This is a genomic window from Pseudomonas sp. DR208, assembly GCF_019823005.1.
Classification (GTDB): domain Bacteria; phylum Pseudomonadota; class Gammaproteobacteria; order Pseudomonadales; family Pseudomonadaceae; genus Aquipseudomonas; species Aquipseudomonas extremorientalis.
Genome location: NZ_CP081944.1, coordinates 467585 through 482396, shown reverse-complemented (window position 1 = coordinate 482396; position 14812 = coordinate 467585). Strand labels below are relative to the sequence as shown.

The 14812-nt window shown below is 61.8% G+C and carries 13 protein-coding genes; 9 read left to right on the top strand and 4 right to left on the bottom strand.

Annotated features, from left to right (window positions below):
• Positions 1-29: 29 nt before the first annotated feature.
• On the top strand, positions 30-494 hold the full coding sequence (locus K5K89_RS02135; protein WP_371322030.1) for an ATP-dependent zinc protease: 465 nt from the start codon (positions 30-32) through the stop codon (positions 492-494).
• Positions 491-1396 carry a 30S ribosomal protein S6--L-glutamate ligase gene (gene rimK, locus K5K89_RS02130; RefSeq protein ID WP_010214091.1) on the top strand — a complete coding sequence of 302 codons (906 nt, stop codon included), beginning with the start codon at positions 491-493 and terminating at the stop codon, positions 1394-1396. Before K5K89_RS02135 ends, rimK begins: the two co-directional genes overlap by 4 nt.
• Positions 1397-1491: 95 nt before the next feature.
• Here the strand turns inward: rimK and K5K89_RS02125 are convergent, their stop codons facing one another.
• On the bottom strand, positions 1492-2805 hold the full coding sequence (locus K5K89_RS02125) for an ATP-binding protein (RefSeq protein ID WP_071492496.1): 1314 nt from the start codon (positions 2803-2805) through the stop codon (positions 1492-1494).
• Positions 2806-2922: 117 nt separating this feature from the next.
• Positions 2923-3663, bottom strand: coding sequence for a two-component system response regulator OmpR (gene ompR, locus K5K89_RS02120; protein WP_016979041.1), 741 nt, complete (start codon positions 3661-3663; stop codon positions 2923-2925).
• A 357-nt stretch (positions 3664-4020) separates the two neighbouring features.
• Between ompR and K5K89_RS02115 the strand changes: the two genes are divergently transcribed.
• The 7 genes from K5K89_RS02115 (at position 4021) to tauD (ending at position 12174) form a co-directional block, all read left to right on the top strand.
• Complete coding sequence (locus tag K5K89_RS02115; protein WP_071492497.1) at positions 4021-6345, top strand: Tex family protein; 2325 nt, start codon at positions 4021-4023, stop codon at positions 6343-6345.
• Positions 6345-6728, top strand: a complete 384-nt coding sequence (locus tag K5K89_RS02110) for a PaaI family thioesterase (RefSeq protein WP_071492498.1) — start codon at positions 6345-6347, stop codon at positions 6726-6728. The genes K5K89_RS02115 and K5K89_RS02110 overlap by 1 nt, the downstream gene beginning before the upstream one ends.
• Positions 6729-6942: 214 nt before the next feature.
• A complete protein-coding gene (gene gshA / locus K5K89_RS02105) occupies positions 6943-8526 on the top strand; it encodes a glutamate--cysteine ligase (protein WP_222540772.1) in 1584 nt (527 codons plus the stop codon).
• Positions 8527-8715: 189 nt separating this feature from the next.
• Entirely contained in the window at positions 8716-9693 is a 978-nt protein-coding gene (tauA, locus tag K5K89_RS02100; protein ID WP_071492500.1) for a taurine ABC transporter substrate-binding protein, read from the top strand.
• 16 nt (positions 9694-9709) lie between these two features.
• Positions 9710-10489 carry a taurine ABC transporter ATP-binding subunit gene (gene tauB, locus K5K89_RS02095; RefSeq protein WP_071492501.1) on the top strand — a complete coding sequence of 260 codons (780 nt, stop codon included), beginning with the start codon at positions 9710-9712 and terminating at the stop codon, positions 10487-10489.
• Positions 10486-11322, top strand: a complete 837-nt coding sequence (gene tauC, locus K5K89_RS02090) for a taurine ABC transporter permease TauC (protein ID WP_071492502.1) — start codon at positions 10486-10488, stop codon at positions 11320-11322. Before tauB ends, tauC begins: the two co-directional genes overlap by 4 nt.
• Positions 11323-11337: 15 nt before the next feature.
• Positions 11338-12174 carry a taurine dioxygenase gene (gene tauD, locus K5K89_RS02085; protein WP_222540771.1) on the top strand — a complete coding sequence of 279 codons (837 nt, stop codon included), beginning with the start codon at positions 11338-11340 and terminating at the stop codon, positions 12172-12174.
• A gap of 71 nt (positions 12175-12245) precedes the next feature.
• Here the strand turns inward: tauD and mgrA are convergent, their stop codons facing one another.
• Together mgrA and K5K89_RS02075 are read right to left on the bottom strand one after the other, a co-directional pair.
• Positions 12246-13283 carry an L-glyceraldehyde 3-phosphate reductase gene (gene mgrA, locus K5K89_RS02080; protein WP_071492504.1) on the bottom strand — a complete coding sequence of 346 codons (1038 nt, stop codon included), beginning with the start codon at positions 13281-13283 and terminating at the stop codon, positions 12246-12248.
• A gap of 108 nt (positions 13284-13391) precedes the next feature.
• The gene (locus tag K5K89_RS02075) at positions 13392-14720 is read right to left on the bottom strand and encodes an OprD family outer membrane porin (protein ID WP_222541672.1); all 1329 of its coding nucleotides are present in this window, start codon (positions 14718-14720) and stop codon (positions 13392-13394) included.
• Positions 14721-14812 lie beyond the last annotated feature (92 nt).

Below are 14812 nucleotides of genomic sequence, written 5' to 3'. Positions count from 1 at the left end.
GGTTATCCATATTGAAGACATTTGACCATTTGACCGTTGTGGGTCTGCGTGAGTGGGTGGCACTTCCCGACTTGGGAGTCGCAGGCCTGCGCGCGAAGATCGACACCGGTGCCAGCACCTCGAGCCTGCACGCCACCGACATTGAGCCGTTCGAGCGCGACGGCGAGCAGTGGGTGCGTTTTACCGCACACTTGGGCAGCGTCGTGCAACTGCGTCACCGCCGCTGCGAAGCGCCGCTGGTGACGATGAAAACCATCAAGAGCTCCAATGGCCATGCGCAGGTGCGCTATGTCATCAGCACCACGCTGGCGCTGGGTGATCGGGTATGGCGGGTGGAGTTTACCCTGGCCTGTCGCAAGGCCATGCGTTACCGCCTGTTGCTGGGTTCCAAAGCCTTGATTGACGGCCATTTGGTGGTCAATCCCGGCATCAAGTACGTACAAGACAAGCCGGTGTTCCCGGTCTCTACCCTATCTGCCCCAGGTGCTGCATGAAGATTGCTGTGCTGTCGCGAAACCCGCGTCTGTATTCCACCCGCCGCCTGGTTGAGGCCGGCACCGAACGTGGCCACGAAATGGTGGTGATCGACACGCTGCGTGCCTATATGAACATCGCCAGCCACAAGCCGCAGATCCACTACAGGGGCAAGCCGCTGGAAGGGTTTGATGCCGTGATCCCGCGAATCGGCGCTTCGGTGACGTTTTATGGCTGCGCAGTGCTGCGCCAGTTTGAAATGATGGGGGTGTTTCCTCTCAACGAATCGGTAGCCATTGCCCGCTCGCGGGACAAGCTGCGCTCGCTGCAGTTGCTGTCGCGCCGTGGTATCGGCCTACCGGTGACTGGCTTCGCCCACTCCCCCGACGACATCCCCGACCTGATCGACATGGTCAATGGCGCGCCGCTGGTGATCAAGGTGCTGGAAGGCACCCAGGGTATCGGCGTGGTGCTGTGTGAAACTGCGACGGCGGCGGAATCAGTGATCGAGGCGTTCATGGGTCTCAAGCAGAACATCATGGTGCAGGAATACATCAAGGAAGCCGGTGGTGCGGATATCCGCTGCTTCGTGGTGGGCGACAAGGTGATTGCGGCGATGAAACGCCAGGCCAAGCCGGGGGAGTTCCGCTCCAACCTGCACCGTGGCGGCAGCGCCAGCCTGATCAAGATCACCCCGGAAGAACGCATGACCGCACTGCGGGCGGCCAAGGTGATGGGGTTGAGTGTGGCGGGTGTGGATATATTGCGCTCCAACCATGGGCCACTGGTGATGGAGGTGAATTCATCACCGGGTCTGGAAGGGATCGAGACCACCACCGGGAAGGATGTGGCGGGGATCATCATTCAGCATCTGGAGAAGAATGGTGGGCCAAATATGACCAGGACCAAGGGCAAGGGCTAGAGAAGCAGCCAACAGCCTCAAGCTTTAAGCTGCAAGGACAGGCAAAGCAATTCACCTTTCTCTTGCAGCTTTAAACTGGGAGCTTGCAACTGTGCCTATACCGCATCCCTGGGCAACATCAGCCCAAGCGGCAAGCGCACCCGCGCCTCCAGGCCACCCTCTTCGCGGTTGCGCAACTCAACATTGCCACCATGCATCGAAGCAATCCGCCGCACAATCGCCAACCCAAGGCCAGTGCCCTTGCCACCCCGGGCACGGTCGCCACGAGTGAAGGGGTTGAAGATGCCTTCCAGCTCGTCCGGGTCAATGCCCGCCCCACGGTCCATCACGCTCAGCACCACATAGGGCGCTGCACTGTCGCCAGACACATACGCCGCCACTTCCACGTCAGAACCGGCGTGATGCAAGGCGTTGCCAATCAGGTTGTTCAACAGGCGCTTCATCGACACCCGACGCAACGCAAACGGCCGGATCGGCTCCAGACGCATGCGCACCTGTTCGCCGTTCTGGTTATAGGGCGCGACCACCTCACGCACCAGGTCCGTCAGGTCGACTTCTTCCACTACCTCATCACGGCCATCGCGGATAAACGCCAGGAACTGGTCGAGAATCGCGTCCATGTCCTCAATGTCGCGGACCATGTCATCGGTGAGATCAGTATGGTTGCCCATCAACTCCAGCGACAGGCGCAATCGCGTCAACGGTGTGCGCAAGTCATGGGACACCCCCGCCAGCATCAGCTCGCGCTCACGCCCAGCCTGTTCGACGTCTTCCGCCATCTGGTTGAATGCGCCATACACCTCGGTCATTTCGCTGGGCGTATCGCTGACTGGCAGGCGCACACTACGCCCCTGACCCAACTGGCGGGCGGCAAACACAAGACGCTTGAGCGGTTGGTTGAGCTGACGCACGAAGATCCACGCCGACGCCGTTGAAAGCAGCCCGATCGCCAGGAACCAGCCCAGCACGTTCCAGATTTTCTGCCCCCGCAGCGGATGCGGATACAACGGCACCTTCAACCAGTCCTCGCCCAGGCTCGGCGCACGCACCCACAATGCCGGCGATACATGCATGCGCAACCGCACCTCGGTATCTTCACCGAGTTCAGCCTGCATCTGGCGCTGGTAGATCTCACTGTAGGGCCAATGCTGCTCGCCTTCCGGCACACCCGCGCCCGCCACACGAACCAACGTAGCGGCCTTGGCGATTTTTTCGCGATTCTCAGGGTCAGCTGCCCAATAGGCACGCAGGGTAAGGGCAACACCGTGACTGTATTGTCGATCCACCAGCACGTCCTCGTTCATCAACAGATAAACCAGCGTGAGTGCCTTGGAAAACAGAACGACGATCAGCACCAGCCAAAGGGTGCGGGAGAAGAAACTTTGGGGGAACCACAACGGGGTTTTCATAGAAGACAGCTGGATACCTTGCAGAAACGAGCGGCGCTCGCAGAATTGCAGACGCCGGGCATCCCGTCGACCCTCATGGAGTCAGACACCGGGAGGCCCGTAACTGCAAATCATCGGTCAACTGGTTTTGTTGCCATCCGGCACAAACACATAACCTACGCCCCACACCGTCTGGATATACCGTGGCTTGGACGGGTCGGGCTCGATCATCCGACGCAGTCGGGAGATCTGCACGTCGATGGAGCGCTCCAGCGCATCCCATTCCCGGCCACGGGCCAGGTTCATCAGCTTGTCGCGGGTCAGCGGCTGTCGAGCGTTCATCACCAGGGCCTTGAGCACGGCGAATTCGCCGGTGGTGAGCATGTGCACTTCATCGCCACGCTTGAGCTCACGGGTCGCCAGCGACAGTTCGTAGTCGCCAAAGGTGACACTTTCATCTTCGCTGCCCGGTGCACCCGGTACCGGTGGGGCCTGCCGACGCAGTACGGCCTTGACCCGCGCCATCAGCTCGTCGGGGTTGAAGGGTTTGGCCAGGTAGTCATCAGCGCCCAGTTCCAGGCCCTTGATGCGGCTCAGCTCATCGCCCTTGGCGGTGAGCATGATGATTGGAATCTGGTTGTTCGCGCCGCGCAGGCGCTTGCAGGCGGTCAGGCCGTCTTCACCGGGCAGCATGAGGTCGAGTACGACCAGGTTGAAGACTTCGCGCCCCAGCAGGCGGTCCATCTGCTCGGTGTTCGGCACCGCGCGGGCACGGTAACCCTTGGAGTTGAAGAAACGCTCCAGCAGGCTGCTGAGCCCCGGATCGTCATCAACGATGAGAATTTTTTCGCCTTCAGCAGTTTGTGCAGTGCTGCTCATTGGATGCTCCTCTTATCTCGGCGCGCATTATGGCCTAGCTGCCGTTATACGCACCGTGTGCATTGTTAGCAGATTTTTCCTCTACCGCCAGCGAACCCGCGCCCTACAACCGTTGGCGCAATCCCCCCCAAGGACAGAACGCTGGTTATAATGCGCCGCCGCCGTGCAGGGCAACGTCAGATCGTTACCGTTTGCTGCCGAGGCTTTTTTCACCCGCTTGTCGCGAATTTTTCGATTTCGAGGGTCAATAGGCTGCCTCTTGACCCAGGCAGCGGCGCCAGTCGGGCCGCTCAACCAGCCTCCCAGAGCCTTGTTTTCCGGGCCTGCGAGCTGCTTTTCAGAATTTCAGGTGGTTTTATGGACAGCATCAACAGCCGCATCGCCGAGGAACTCGGTGTACGCCCACAACAGGTCGAAGCGGCCGTCGCTCTACTGGATGAAGGCTCCACGGTGCCGTTCATCGCCCGTTACCGTAAAGAAGTAACCGGCAGCCTCGACGACACCCAACTACGTCACCTGGAAGAGCGCCTGCGCTATCTGCGAGAACTCGACGAACGGCGCATCAGCATCCTCGCCAGCATCGAGGAACAGGGCAAGTTGACCCCGCAACTCGAGCGCGACATCAAGCTCGCCGACACCAAGACCCGCCTCGAAGACCTCTACCTGCCTTACAAACAGAAGCGTCGCACCAAGGGCCAGATCGCCCTGGAAGCCGGCCTGGGCGAGCTGGCCGACGGTCTGTTCAACGACCCGTCGCTGACCCCGGAAACCGAAGCCGCCCGTTTCATCGACGCCGAAAAAGGCGTCGCCGACGTCAAGGCCGCCCTCGAAGGTGCCAAGTACATCCTCATGGAACGCTTCGCCGAAGACGCCAGCCTGCTGGAAAAGCTGCGCAGCTACCTGAAGCAGGAAGCCATCCTCAGCGCCCGCGTCATCGCCGGCAAAGAGGAAGAAGGCGCCAAGTTCCGCGATTACTTCGAACACGACGAGCCGCTCAAGAGCATGCCGTCCCACCGCGCGCTGGCGATTTTCCGTGGCCGCAACGAAGGTATTCTCAGCTCCGCGCTGAAGGTCGGCGACGAATTGCCGGGCACCATGCACCCCTGCGAAGGCATGATCGCCCAACAATTCGGCATCCAGAATCAGAACCGTCCTGCGGACAAGTGGCTCGGTGAAGTGGTGCGCTGGACCTGGAAGGTCAAGCTTTACACCCACCTGGAAACCGACCTGCTGGGCGAGCTGCGCGACGGCGCCGAAACCGAGGCGATCAACGTGTTCGCCCACAACCTGCACGACCTGCTGCTGGCCGCCCCGGCCGGCCCGCGTGCCACCCTGGGCCTCGACCCGGGCCTGCGTACCGGCTGCAAGGTCGCAGTAGTCGACGCCACCGGCAAACTGCTGGACCACGCCACGGTGTATCCGCATGTGCCGCACAACAAATGGGACCAGACCCTCGCGATCCTGGCCGCCTTGTGCGCCAAGCACGCGGTGGACCTGATCGCCATCGGCAACGGTACCGCCAGCCGCGAGACCGACAAGCTGGCCGCCGAACTGATCAAAAAATACCCAGCCATGAAGATGACCAAGGTCATGGTCTCCGAAGCTGGCGCTTCGGTGTACTCGGCGTCGGAACTGGCGTCCAAGGAATTTCCGGACCTCGACGTTTCGATCCGTGGCGCGGTATCCATCGCCCGTCGCCTGCAGGATCCGTTGGCCGAGCTGGTGAAAATCGACCCTAAATCCATCGGTGTCGGCCAGTACCAGCACGACGTGTCGCAGCTGAAGCTGGCGCGCGGCCTGGATGCAGTTGTGGAAGACTGCGTAAACGCCGTGGGCGTCGACGTGAACACCGCCTCCGTGGCACTGCTGGCGCGAATCTCCGGCCTCAACGCCACCCTGGCACAGAACATCGTCAGCCACCGTGACGAAAACGGCGCGTTCAAAACCCGTGCCGCGCTGAAAAAAGTCGCGCGCCTGGGTGAAAAAACCTTCGAACAAGCCGCCGGTTTCCTGCGCGTCATGAATGGCGACAACCCGCTTGACGCGTCTGCGGTCCACCCGGAAGCCTACCCGCTGGTGCAGCGCATCGCCGCCGAGACCGACCGCGACATCCGTTCGCTGATCGGCGACGCCGCTTTCCTCAAGCGCCTGGATCCCAAGAAGTACACGGACGAAACCTTCGGTGTGCCGACCATCACCGACATCCTGCAAGAGCTGGAAAAACCTGGTCGCGACCCACGCCCCGAGTTCAAGACCGCCGAGTTCCAGGACGGTGTCGAAGACCTCAAGGACCTGCAACCGGGCATGATCCTCGAAGGCGTGGTGACCAACGTGACCAACTTCGGCGCCTTTGTGGACATCGGCGTGCATCAGGACGGTTTGGTGCATATCTCTGCGCTTTCGGAGAAATTCATCAAGGATCCCCGCGAAGCGGTCAAGGCCGGTGACGTGGTCAAGGTCAAGGTCATGGAAGTCGACATCCCGCGCAAACGCGTCGGCCTGTCGATGCGCATGAGCGACACCCCCGGCGAGAAAATCGACGGTGCCCGTGGCGCGCGCCCAGGCTCGGCACCGCGCCAGTCGCAAAACACTACGGCTCGCAAGGAAACCGCCACCGCAGCCCCAAGCAACAACGCCATGGCCTCGCTGTTCGCCAACGCCAAGCAGTTGAAGAAGCGCTGATGGAGATCCCGGCCGGCTTGACCCAGAGCGCCTTCAGCGAACTGATCGGCTGCCGCCTGCAACGCCTTGAAGAAGGCGTTGCCGAGGTGGCCCTGACCCTGGAGCCGCAACTGCGCAACCGCGCGGGCAAGCTCCATGGGGGGGCGATTTTCAGCCTCGTGGACATTACGATGGGGCTGGCCTGTTCCAGCGCCCATGGTTTCGACCAGCAGAGCGCGACCATCGAGTGCAAGATCAATTACATCCGCGCCGTGTCGGACGGTGACGTGCTGTGCACCAGCCGGGTGATTCATGCCGGCCGCCGCACGCTGGTGGTCGAGGCGGAGGTGTATCAGGACGAAAGACTTGTCGCAAAAGCACAGGGCACCTTCGCTGTCCTATAGCTCCCCACCCCCGATTTGAGTTAATTTCGGCGCTGCACTAACGGCGTCGGAATTTTCTCGCTGCGCTGTAGCCAAATTCATGGAGTGAAGTCGGCATATTCAGAGCGGGTCAAATCGACTCAAAACCAGGCGATCACGCCAGTTTCAACTTCACCCTTGTAGACCGTCCTGCCCACCCCCATATTGGGGCGACTGACGCGTGAAGGAATCCAACTTGAGCGAACTTCTCAACCGCCGCCTGGCTCTGCTCGGCAAGCGCGAACACCTCTCCCTGCTAGAGCAGTGCTTGCACGGCATCGAGCGCGAATGCCTGCGTGTCACCGGTGAGGGTCGACTGGCGCAAACGCCGCACCCCGAAGCCCTGGGCGCCGCGTTGACCCACGAACAGATCACCACCGACTACTCGGAATCGCTGCTGGAGTTCATCACTCCCGCCCTGCCCGACCCGGCCGATACCCTGAGCAGCCTGGACAAGATCCATCGCTTTGCCTATACCAAGCTCGGCAGCGAATACCTGTGGAGCCCCTCCATGCCGTGCCCGCTGCCGGCCGAGGAAGATATTCCGATTGCCTACTACGGCACCTCCAATATCGGCCAGCTCAAGTACGTGTACCGCAAGGGCCTGGCCCTGCGTTACGGCAAGACCATGCAGTGCATCGCCGGCATCCACTACAACTTCTCGTTGCCCGAGGCGCTGTGGCCGTTGCTCAAGGAAACCGAAGGGTTTGTCGGCACTGACCGCGACTACCAGTCCAACGCCTATATCGCGCTGATCCGCAATTTCCGCCGCTACAGCTGGCTGTTGATGTACCTGTTCGGTGCTTCGCCGGCCCTGGACGCCGGGTTCCTGCGTGGTCGTTCGCACCAGTTGGAAGTGCTCGACGCCGACACGCTGTACCTGCCCTACGCCACCAGCCTGCGCATGAGTGACCTGGGTTACCAGAGCAACGCCCAGGCGGGCCTCACGCCGTGCTACAACGACCTGGCCAGCTACACCGACAGCCTGCGCGAAGCGGTGGCAACGCCCTACGCGCCCTACGTCGAAATCGGTACGCACAAGGACGGTGAGTGGGTACAGCTCAACACCAACATCCTGCAGATCGAAAACGAGTACTACTCCAACATCCGCCCCAAGCGCGTGACCTATACCGGCGAGCGGCCGATCCAGGCGCTGATGGCCCGTGGCATCCAGTACATCGAAGTGCGCTGCCTGGACATCAACCCGTTCCTGCCCATGGGCATCGACTTGCAAGAGTCGCGCTTCCTCGACGCCTTCCTGCTGTTCTGCGCACTGAACGACAGCCCACTGTTCGCCAACAACGAGTGTGGCAACGCCACCTCCAACTTCCTCAGCGTGGTCAAGGAAGGTCGCCGTCCGGGCCTGCAATTGCAACGCCAGGGCCAGCCGGTGGACATGAAGGAGTGGGCGTCCGAGTTGCTGGAGCAGATTGCACCGCTGGCTGCCTTGCTGGACGAGAGCCACGGCATCACTGAGCACAGCCAGGCGCTCGACGCCCAGTTGGCCAAGGTCAACGATTCGTCCCTGACCCCGTCGGCCCAGGTGCTGGCGGCGATGGCCGAGCGTAAAGAGAGTTTTGCGCAATTCTCCCTGCATCAGAGCCAGTTGCACGCCGAGCATTTCCGCAAGGAGCCGCTGGCGGCTGAAGAGCAGGCGCGCTTTGAAGAGCTGGCGCGGACGTCGCTGGCGCAGCAAGCAGAGCTGGAGCAGAACGAAGTGGGCGATTTCGATGTGTTTGTTGGGTCGTACCAGGCCAGCATCCTCGCCATCAGCAACTAAGTAAGCTCAAACCGGGGCAAATGTGGGAGAGGGCAAGCCCCTTCTCACATTTCACCTCATTTCAATTGACGATCAGCGCTCACGGTTCTTCTCATAAGCTAATTCGAAAATGTTATTTATTTTCGGATTCTTAGATCATTTAGTCTCCTCGCACGCCGACCCTCGGCCGCCTGATTGAGGAGCTTCCCCTTGAAACTGTTAACCCCTCTGCGTCTCCTGGCCGCATTGTCCCTGGCCGGTGCCAGCCTGTTTGCCCAGGCGGCGGACGTGACCATCGCTTACCAGACCACCGTGGACCCGGCCAAAGTCGCCCAGGCCGATGGCGCCTATGAAAAAGCCACAAACGCCAAGATCAACTGGCGCAAATTCGACAATGGCGCCGACATCATCGCCGCCATCGCTTCCGGCGACGTGCAGATCGGCTACCTCGGTTCCAGCCCGCTGACTGCCGCGATCACCCGCAAGGTACCGGTGGAAACCTTCCTGGTCGCCACCCAGATCGGCGGCGCCGAAGCCCTGGTAGCGCGCAACGGTTCGGGCATCAACAGCCCGCAGGACCTGGTCGGCAAGAAAGTCGCCGTACCCTTCGTGTCCACCGGGCACTACAGCCTGCTGGCCGCGCTGAAGCACTGGAACATCGACCCGTCCAAAGTGACCATCCTCAACCTCGCGCCACCGGCGATCATCGCCGCCTGGAAGCGCGGTGATATCGACGCCACCTACGTATGGGATCCTGCCCTGGGCGTGGCCAAGGAAAACGGCAAGGTGCTGATCACCTCGGGCGAACTGGCCAAGTTCGGCGCGCCGACCTTCGATGCCTGGATCGTGCGCAAGGACTTCGCCGAGAAACACCCGGAAATCGTCACCGCGTTCGCCAAAGTCACCCTGGATGCCTACGCCGCGTACCGCAAAGACCCACAAGCCTGGCTCGCCGACAAAGGCAACGTCGACAAACTGGTGAAACTCTCCGGCGCCAAGGCCAGCGACATCCCACTGCTGCTGCAAGGCAACGTCTACCCGCTGGCTGCTGACCAGGTGACCCTGCTGGGCGCACCGACCACCAAGGCTGTGACCGACACCGCCGCGTTCCTCAAGGAACAAGGCAAGGTCGACGCCGTGCTGCCGGACTACGCCCCTTACGTCAGCGCCAAATTCATCACTCACTGATCGGGAGTTCATTGCGATGGCCTTGCTACAACTGGAGCGCATCAGCGCACAGTACCCAGGCGCCACAGAACCGGTACTGTCAGACATTTCACTCGACCTGGGGCCCCAGCAGTTGCTGGTGGCTCTCGGCCCGTCCGGCAGTGGCAAGACTTCGCTGTTGAACCTGATTGCCGGTTTCGTCGAACCTTGCGCCGGGCGCATCACCCTCGATGGCGTGCCGGTCAAAGGCCCCAGCGCTGAACGCGGCGTGGTGTTCCAGGACGACGCCCTGCTGCCCTGGCAGGATGTGCTGGCCAACGTCGGCTTCGGCCTGGAGCTGGCCGGCGTGCCCAAGGCGCAACGCGAAGTACGCGCCCGGGAAATGCTCGCGCTGGTCGACCTGGCCGGGTTCGACAACCGACGCATCTGGCAGCTTTCCGGCGGCCAGAAGCAACGTGTCGGCCTGGCCCGCGCCCTGGCCGCCGACCCTCGTGTACTGCTGATGGACGAGCCCTTCGGCGCCCTCGATGCCTTTACCCGCGAACAGATGCAGGAGCTGTTGCTGCAAGTCTGGCGGCGCACGGCCAAGCCGGTGTTCCTGATTACCCACGACATCGAAGAGGCGGTATTCCTCGCCACCGATTTGATCCTGCTGGCGCCCAACCCCGGCCAGATCGTCGAACGCCTGCACCTGGACTTCGGCCAACGCTACGCCGCCGGTGAGTCGGCGCGGGCGATCAAGTCCGACCCACGCTTTATCGAAACCCGCGAACACGTGCTGGGCAAAGTGTTCTCCCAACGGCAGGTGTCCGCATGAGCAGCTACGAACTTCCCGCCACGGTGACCAAACCGGTGGCGCACGCAGTGGTCGCGGTACGACGCAGCCTGAGCACGCGCTGGATCAGCGTGTTGACCCTGGTCGCCTTGCTGGCCCTCTGGTGGGCCGTGACCGCCAGCGGCTTGATCGAACCGCTGTTCCTGCCGCCGCCGTCCGCCGTGCTGCAAAAGGGCTGGCTGCTGGCGACCACCGGCTATATGGACTCCACCTTGTGGCAGCACCTTGGCGCGAGCCTAAGCCGTATCGGCCTGGGCCTGGGCTTCGCGGTGCTGACCGCCGTGCCGGTGGGGATCGCCATCGGTTCCAACCGAATCGCCCGTGGCATCCTCGACCCGCTGATCGAGTTCTACCGGCCGATCCCGCCGCTGGCCTACCTGCCGTTGATCGTGATCTGGTGCGGCATCGGCGAGCTGTCCAAGGTGCTGCTGATCTACCTGGCAATCTTCGCGCCGATAGCCATCGCCACCGCCACCGGCGTGCGCACCGTCGACCCGGCCAGACTGCGTGCGGCGCAGTCGCTGGGTGCCACCCGTGCCCAGTTGATTCGCCATGTGGTCCTGCCGAGCGCCCTGCCCGACATCCTGACTGGCGTGCGCATCGGGCTGGGTGTGGGTTGGTCCACGCTGGTCGCCGCCGAGCTGATCGCCGCCACCAGCGGCCTGGGCTTCATGGTGCAGTCGGCGGCGCAGTTCCTGGTCACCGATGTGGTGGTGCTGGGGATTCTGGTGATCGCCCTGATCGCCTTCGCCATGGAAATGGGCCTGCGTGCCCTGCAGCGTAAACTGGTGCCGTGGCATGGCCAGGCACACTGAGTGAATGAGAACCGCATGAGCAGCCTGACCATTACCCCATTAAGCACCGCCCTGGGCGCCCAGATCAGCGGTGTCGATATCACCCAGCCGCTGCCCCCTGAACAGCGCGACGCCATCGAACAGGCGTTGCTCACCCACTCGGTGCTGTTCTTCCGCGGCCAGTCGATCACCCCGCAGCAGCAAGCGCGGTTCGCGGCGAATTTCGGTGACCTGCATATCCACCCGATCTACCCCAACGTGCCGGACCAGCCCGAAGTGCTGATCCTCGACACCGCCGTCACCGACGTGCGCGACAATGCCGTGTGGCACACCGACGTGACCTTCCTGCCCACTCCGGCGCTCGGTGCAGTACTCAGCGCCAAGCTGCTGCCGGCGTTTGGTGGCGATACGCTGTGGGCCAGCGGGATTGCAGCCTATGAAGCATTGTCCGAACCGCTGAAGCGCTTGCTCGACGGGCTGACGGCGACCCATGACTTCACCAAGTCCTTTCCGCTGGAGCGCTTTGGCAACACCGCCGAAGACCTGGCACGCTGGGAAGAAACCCGCAGGAAGAACCCGCCGTTATCGCACCCGGTGGTGCGTACGCATCCGGTGAGTGGGCGCAAGTCACTGTTCGTGAGTGATGGGTTTACCACCAAGATCAATGAGCTGGAACCGGCGGAGAGTGAAGCCATCTTGAAGCTCTTGTTCGCCCACGCGACACGCCCGGAATTTACCATTCGCTGGCGTTGGCAGGAAAACGATGTGGCGTTCTGGGATAACCGCGTGACACAGCACTACGCGGTGGATGACTACCGGCCGCAGCGGCGGGTGATGCATCGGGCGACGATTCTCGGGGATGTGCCGTTCTAAGGCCAGGCCCGTTATTCATCACACCAGAAATCAAATGTGGGAGGGGGATTGCTCCCTCCCACATGGACTGTTTATTCAGCCGTGGATGGCTTTTCCCACAGGTTGATCCCGCCTTCCTGGGCAAACCGATCGATCTCCGCCAGTTCTTCCACGCTAAAGCTCAAGTTCTTCAACGCACCGACGTTCTCGATAATCTGCTCCGGCCGGCTTGCACCGATCAGCGCACTGGTCACCCGTGGATCACGCAACGTCCAGGCCAGTGCCAGTTGGGCCAGGCTCTGACCACGACGCTGGGCGATCTCATTCAGCGCACGCACGTGGGCGATGTTGGTTTCGGACAGGTGCTTGGCCTGCAACGAACCACCGCCCGGCCGATTCACCCGTGCATCCGCCGGCACGCCGTTGAGGTACTTGTCGGTCAGCAAACCCTGGGCCAGCGGCGTGAAGGCAATCACCCCGGCGCCGAGTTCTTCGGTGGTGTCCAGCAGGTCTTTTTCCACCCAGCGGTTGAGCAGGTTGTAGGCCGGCTGGTGAATCAGCAGCGGCACTTTCCACTCTTTGAGCAGGGCGGCGATTTCGCGGGTTTTTACCCCTGAGTACGACGAGATACCGATGTACAACGCCTTGCCTTGTTGCACGGCAGTGGCGAGGGCGCTGGCGGTTTCTTCCAGGGGGGTGTCGGCGTCAAAACGGTGGGAATAGAAGATATCCACATAGTCGACCCCCAGGCGTTGCAGGCTCTGGTCGAGGCTGGCCAGCACGTACTTGCGCGAACCGCCGCCCTGGCCGTAAGGGCCGGGCCACATGTCCCAGCCGGCCTTGCTGGAGATGATCAGTTCGTCGCGGTAGTGCTTGAAGTCTTCACGCAGCAAACGGCCGAAGTTGATCTCGGCGCTGCCGTAGGGCGGGCCATAGTTGTTGGCCAGGTCAAAGTGGTTGATCCCCAGGTCGAACGCGGTGCGCAGCAAGGCGCGCTGGGTGTCGATCGGGGTGCTGTCGCCAAAGTTGTGCCACAGGCCCAGGGACAGTGCGGGCAGCACCAGCCCACTGCGGCCTACGCGGCGATACGGGATAGATTCATAGCGGTTTTCGGCAGCAATGTAAGTCATCGAATCCTCTCTTGGACGTCGGCAAATAAGGCCTGGGAATAAAGGTATTCCCAGGCCTTTTAACCAGCTGAATCGCTTAAGTCTGCCGTTCCGTTCTACAGCAATTGCCTACCAGAGTGGAACGACATAACTCACATAGAAGCGGTTTTCATCTTGCACGGTGGCACCGCTGACGTCCGGGCTGGCGTGGGCGTTTTTCCAGGTGACACCCAGGCCTTTGAGGGTGCCGGTAGGCACTTGATACGCCACGGCGACGTTACGTTCCCATTCGCTGGTAGTGCCTTGCGCCGTGCGGATGTCATCGCCGTGGGCATAGGCGGCGGAGAACGTCAGGCCCGTGAGGCCAAGCTTACCGAAGTCATACTTGTACTGCGCAAGCCAAGTGCGCTCACCGGCGTGTTGAAATTTATTCAACTGCATGTTGGTCAGCGCCGGCGTGTCGGCGCCTGAGCCTGGGCCCTGGCGGTTGTCGCCGCTGTTCAGGCCGGAATCCAGGTAGGGGAAGTCGCTGTCGCCGCTGTTCTTCTGGATGCCCAGGCCGACGGTGTGGCCGTCCAGGCTGTAGCTCTCAAGCAGGCTGGCGGTGGTCTGGTTGATACGCCCCTTGCCCGTGCCGTCACCGTAGAGGCCGGCGGCTGCGTAGTCTTTGTCGCCATCGGCGTTGCCGCCCACGCCCAGGCTGCGGAACACCCGCAAGTCGGTGTCGATCGCGCCCACGGACAAGGCGTCATGCCGCTTGGCGCCGAGGAAGAACTGCTGGTAGTAATCCTCAAGGTTGGAGTACCACAGGCTGACCGTGGTGTTCTGGATGCCAGTGTAGTCCGCACCGCCGAACAGGAAGCGATCGCTCTCTTTGGTGCCACCGGCGGTGATCATGCCCTGGTCGCCGGTTTCGTTGCGGATCTTGGTCTTGAAGATATCGCCGCCGGTGAAGGTGAAGTCACTGAGGTCCTTGGACACCAGCTGTACACCCGTGTTGGTCTGCTGGTAAAGGCGCCCGTCGGTGTTGGCCAGCACCGGGTTGTTGCCGTAGAGCGTACCCAAGCGCAACTCGTCCTTGGCGAAACGCATCTTGAACGTCGGGCTCAACACACCGAACTGGTCGGCGGACTTGCCGTTGTCCAGCGGGAACATGCTGCCCGGGTAGCGGCCCTGGTGATCCTTGTCGTTGAGGTCGCCGCCGGAGTCCAGCTTCAACCCATAGAACGCCTGCAGGTCCAGGCCGAACCCCACCGGGCCTTCGGTGTAGCCGGACTTGAAGTTGAACTCGAAACCCTGGCCCCAATCGCGAATGCTGTGGGCCTTGGCGTTGCTGTTCACCACGTCACGCCCCTGCTGGTTGAGGTAGCGGTTGAGCAGGGTCACATCGGCGTGGCTGTCATCGATAAAATCGGCATGGGCGGACAGCATAAAGCTCGCCATGGCGGCACCCACCATAGGGCTTATCAACGTCTTCATTGGTACCGGTCTCCGTCACTGTTCTGAAATGAAAGCGTCAAACGCTTCACACAATTACGCAGTGACCAGAT

What these genes read in the sequence shown, in the direction of transcription:
- tauC (WP_071492502.1), top strand. Translation starts at nt 10,486, where the DNA reads ATGAGCAGCTACGAACTTCCCGCCACGGTGACCAAACCGGTGGCGCAC.
- tauD (WP_222540771.1), top strand. Translation starts at nt 11,338, where the DNA reads ATGAGCAGCCTGACCATTACCCCATTAAGCACCGCCCTGGGCGCCCAG.
- K5K89_RS02075 (WP_222541672.1), bottom strand. Translation starts at nt 14,720, where the DNA reads ATGGTGGGTGCCGCCATGGCGAGCTTTATGCTGTCCGCCCATGCCGAT.
- rimK (WP_010214091.1), top strand. Translation starts at nt 491, where the DNA reads ATGAAGATTGCTGTGCTGTCGCGAAACCCGCGTCTGTATTCCACCCGC.
- tauB (WP_071492501.1), top strand. Translation starts at nt 9,710, where the DNA reads ATGGCCTTGCTACAACTGGAGCGCATCAGCGCACAGTACCCAGGCGCC.
- K5K89_RS02115 (WP_071492497.1), top strand. Translation starts at nt 4,021, where the DNA reads ATGGACAGCATCAACAGCCGCATCGCCGAGGAACTCGGTGTACGCCCA.
- ompR (WP_016979041.1), bottom strand. Translation starts at nt 3,663, where the DNA reads ATGAGCAGCACTGCACAAACTGCTGAAGGCGAAAAAATTCTCATCGTT.
- mgrA (WP_071492504.1), bottom strand. Translation starts at nt 13,283, where the DNA reads ATGACTTACATTGCTGCCGAAAACCGCTATGAATCTATCCCGTATCGC.
- K5K89_RS02125 (WP_071492496.1), bottom strand. Translation starts at nt 2,805, where the DNA reads ATGAAAACCCCGTTGTGGTTCCCCCAAAGTTTCTTCTCCCGCACCCTT.
- K5K89_RS02110 (WP_071492498.1), top strand. Translation starts at nt 6,345, where the DNA reads ATGGAGATCCCGGCCGGCTTGACCCAGAGCGCCTTCAGCGAACTGATC.